At 65.8% G+C, this 2,959-nt stretch carries 4 protein-coding genes and 3 pseudogenes; 5 read left to right on the forward strand and 2 right to left on the reverse strand.

The window, feature by feature from the left end; genetic code table 11:
* The 4 genes and pseudogenes from WDW90_RS35945 to WDW90_RS35960 all read left to right on the forward strand — a co-directional run.
* A pseudogene (locus WDW90_RS35945) lies at positions 1-97 on the forward strand (IS630 family transposase); the annotation flags it as partial.
* 197 nt (positions 98-294) lie between these two features.
* Positions 295-540, forward strand: a pseudogene (locus WDW90_RS35950) (aliphatic sulfonate ABC transporter substrate-binding protein); the annotation flags it as partial.
* Positions 541-889: 349 nt separating this feature from the next.
* Entirely contained in the window at positions 890-1,171 is a 282-nt protein-coding gene (locus tag WDW90_RS35955) for a hypothetical protein (protein WP_336492528.1), read from the forward strand.
* The gene (locus tag WDW90_RS35960; RefSeq protein WP_336492529.1) at positions 1,155-1,955 is read left to right on the forward strand and encodes a hypothetical protein; all 801 of its coding nucleotides are present in this window, start codon (positions 1,155-1,157) and stop codon (positions 1,953-1,955) included. The genes WDW90_RS35955 and WDW90_RS35960 overlap by 17 nt, the downstream gene beginning before the upstream one ends.
* Here the strand turns inward: WDW90_RS35960 and WDW90_RS35965 are convergent.
* Positions 1,902-2,093, reverse strand: a pseudogene (locus WDW90_RS35965) (ATP-binding cassette domain-containing protein); the annotation flags it as partial. The gene WDW90_RS35960 and the pseudogene WDW90_RS35965 sit on opposite strands and share 54 nt — an antisense overlap.
* Positions 2,094-2,460: 367 nt before the next feature.
* Here WDW90_RS35965 and WDW90_RS35970 point away from each other — a divergent pair.
* On the forward strand, positions 2,461-2,652 hold the full coding sequence (locus tag WDW90_RS35970; RefSeq protein WP_336492530.1) for a hypothetical protein: 192 nt from the start codon (positions 2,461-2,463) through the stop codon (positions 2,650-2,652).
* Positions 2,653-2,825: 173 nt separating this feature from the next.
* On the opposite strand, the gene WDW90_RS35975 is transcribed toward WDW90_RS35970, so the two are convergent.
* Positions 2,826-2,959: PLP-dependent transferase (locus tag WDW90_RS35975; protein ID WP_336492531.1), on the reverse strand; the 134-nt coding region annotated here is incomplete at its 5' end.

Raw genomic sequence — 2,959 nt, forward strand, 5'->3', positions numbered from 1 at the left:
GGCGGCGATCCGGCAGGCTTTCACCCGCTTCACCTCGCAGGAGTGCCGCAACTACCTCGCCGCAGCTGGGTACGAGGACGACTTGGCCGTCGCTACCTACCCGAGAACAGCTCTAGCTCACGCCTTCTGGCGCAATGCCGACCGGCTATTCGGTCTCGGCCTTGCCCCTGGCAGCGAAGTTGCTTAGCTCCTGCTTGCCGCTGCGGGAGGCAGGATGCTGAAAGAGCCGCAGGCCTCCATTTCGGTTGATAAAATTATACGAGCGGGGCGTTCGATGACATCTTCGACATGCCGCGCGAGATCGGACGCTGGGTGAAGACAAACCCAGAGGAGGCTGCGGTCGAGCTCGCGAAGCTCTGGAAGATCGAGCCCGCCATCGTCCGTCAGGCGAATGACCGCCGCTTTTATCGGGTCGAGCCCGCCACGCGGTAGGGCCTCGCCGAGCAGCAGACGATCGCCGACGCGTTCCGGGCCGAGGGGCTGCTGCCGCGCCCTGTCGACACCTCGTCCCTCGGGGTCTGGGCACCCCGCGTCCGCTGATTCCCAGCCGGTCGGTGCGGCGGCTGGGATGTTTGCCGCACCGACCGGGACGCGGCCGCGAAGGCATGGAAGGGCAATCGTCTTTCGCTGGCGCTTAGGATCGGCACAGAAACTTTCGCTGGCGCTTAGGATCGGCACAGAAACTCTCTTTGTCCGCCGAATGTTTGGCAGCACCTTCCGTGCACGCTCATCTAGCCTCACCACATGACTTGCAATTTTCGGCACTTCCTCCTCCAGGATTCAGTCTCGGCAGGCGGTTCTTCAAATCGCGATCCTGCGATCGAACCAGCGGGCCGCCGTCTGTGTCCGGGCCAAACGACGTCGTTCGGTCAGGCACGGAAAGGCTTCGATGATGTTGGTTCTCGATCAAGCGAATGACCATCGTCCTGGTCAGGACATCTGGTTCCCCGGAGACATTGCCCTGGATGCCGAGGCTGTCGGGACCGGTGCTTGCCTCCATGACAGGGCAGCCTGGGCGACGGCCCTCGACGACGGCCTTCTGAGCGAGGAAATCCGTCAGGTCCTCGCGGGCCGCCGCATGCTCGATGCCTTCCCGATCCGCTTCGGGGAGAATCCACAGGCCTACGCCACGCGCGCTGTCGCGGAGATGATTGTTGCCTATCTCAGCTAACTGGCCCGGCTGTCCGGGCGCCCTGGCCCTCGGTCTAATGACCATCCTCTGCGCCGGCACTACCTGCGGGGCGGCGGCCTACCTGGCGCCTCCGACGGGGACCTCGGCCCCGCAATCGGCACTTCTCGTCGCCTCCCGCGCGCCAGCCCTTCCGGAGACCGACGACCCACTGCAAGCTCCGCGTCTGGAGATCGATCCGAACGCTCGCGACCTGAGCCTGGCCGGCGACCTGATCGAGGGCATTGCCGATCGGGTCGCGGACCTGCTCGCGGCACATCCGCATGTCGAGCGCCTCCACCTGACGAGCGAGGGCGGCCTCGTCGAGGAGGCCCTCGCACTCGGCGCCCTCGTCGCCGCCCACGCGCTCGCGACCTACGTGCCAAAGACCTGCGCCTCGGCCTGCACTCTCGTTTTCGTACGCGGCCGAGGCCGCTTTCTCGCTGAGGGCGGCCGGCTCGGCTTCCACGGCCCCTACGAGGTCGGCTTTTTCGAGGCCATCCGGCAGGTCGATGCGGCGCCGGAGCGGACGGCCTACCTCAATGCCGGCCTTGCGCCAGATTTCGTCGCCCAGGCGCTCGTGGTCCGTGCCGAGGCGATGTGGATGCCCGTCGCCTCGCGGCTGCGCGCAGCAGGCGTAGTGACAGAGATGGTTGCGCGCTACCGCTTCCCCGAGCCACGCCCGCAGGTAGAGTCAGCCGAGGGTAACCATCGCGTCGCGGGCCGGCCCGGTCCGGACCTCGTCCGACAGGGCGAGCAGTTCCTCCTGAATCTTGCGCCGGGTTAACGCGTCGAGCGCCGCGAAGCGCTCGTCCATCACAAGCACCCTGGGCTGCGTGGCGAGCGCGCGGGCGATGGCGACGCGCTGCTTCATGCCGCCGGAGAGCTGGTGCGGGTAGCTGTCAGCGAAGTGCGTCAGCCCGACCACCCCCAGATCGGGATTTACTCTAACCAGACCAACGCATTTTCACACAGCCTGCACCCAAAGCAGGCCTTCAGGGCGCATGTAAGGAATGCCCGGTCGCGTGCGTATTCCTGACAATTGATTCCTAACTGGGTTTCCAGACACCGACAGCCGAGGAGCCAGGGCACCGGGCAGGACGCAATCCGTGTGGGAGTTCTGCCGTCGTTTTCTCGACAGGCTGTTGCGCACGCTGCATCCCCGGCTGGGCCATGTCGGCTGTCAGATCGTGCGCTAGTCAACTGGGCACGCCATCTCCGGAAAGCCTGGCCGCAGGGATGCTTCCTCGCCGACCGGCCCCATATATCTGGCCGGTAGAGGAGAGCGTGTCGTGTTTACCGTGAAGGGTGTCGATCCGTCGGGCAGGTCCATGACCTTCGCATGCGGGACAGATGAGCAGGCGATGGAGAAGACATGGGAGCTGCAGCGGCGCGGCTTCCGCGACGTCGTGGTCGTCGACGCCAAGGGTCAGGAATTCGGGGCCGCCGCTTTCGAGAGGTCTCTGGATATCGACTGGGACTGACGAGGTGCGGTGGCGAAACGCGTCAACCGCCTCGTCGCACATGGGAGGGCATTCAGAGGTCCTTGGGCATACCGACCAGGCTGATCCCCTCTGGCTTCGCGCTGTTACGACCAGGCAAAACTGTGCGACAGGCCCCCTGCTGCAGGTCCCCCCCTACCGCCCCTGAGCAGCGCTCAACCGAGGGTTGCGAGAGCCGCCGCCAGATCGACCACCAGATCGTCGGGATGCTCGATCCCGATCGAGACCCTGATCGTCGCGTCCGTGACGCCGAGGCGATCGCGCACCGCCTTCGGCACGCCCGAGTGGG

Origin of the sequence: Methylobacterium nigriterrae, from assembly GCF_037106235.1 — a bacterium.
Lineage (GTDB): Bacteria > Pseudomonadota > Alphaproteobacteria > Rhizobiales > Beijerinckiaceae > Methylobacterium > Methylobacterium nigriterrae.